Below are 408 nucleotides of genomic sequence, written 5' to 3'. Positions count from 1 at the left end.
CGGTTGAGCGAGGCCGTCAGCGCCTTCTCGTCGACCGAACCGGCCAGTGTATTGTTGCGGTCCAAGGTGTAGTCATAGTGGCGGAAGGCATTGCGCACGGTCCACGCATCGTTGAAGCGGTGATCCAGGGTGAAGCCGAAGGCTTTCACTTCGGCTTCCGAGTAATCGTTGGCCTTGGCATTGGCGGCGCCATAGTAGGTGCCGGCCGGCACGTCGACGGGCTTGCCGCGATACGCCGGCACGCCAAAATCGGTCACGCGCTTGTCGTTCAGGTATTCGGCCTGCAACAGCAGTTTGGTGGCGCTACCGATATTGAGCGAGACCGACGGCGCAAACGCTTCGCGGTCGAGGAACTGCTGGTCGCGGTAGCTGTCGGCGCGTTCGATGGCGCCGGTGACGCGAAATGCC

1 pseudogene is annotated in these 408 nt (G+C 62.5%); it reads right to left on the bottom strand.

Going from position 1 to position 408, the window contains the following annotated elements:
- A pseudogene (locus tag F2P45_RS34595) lies at nucleotides 1–408 on the bottom strand (TonB-dependent siderophore receptor); the annotation flags it as partial.

Origin of the sequence: Massilia mucilaginosa (assembly GCF_011682145.1) — a bacterium.
GTDB classification, from domain to species: Bacteria; Pseudomonadota; Gammaproteobacteria; order Burkholderiales; family Burkholderiaceae_D; genus Telluria_A; species Telluria_A mucilaginosa.
This window is presented reverse-complemented; position numbering and strand designations above follow the sequence as displayed.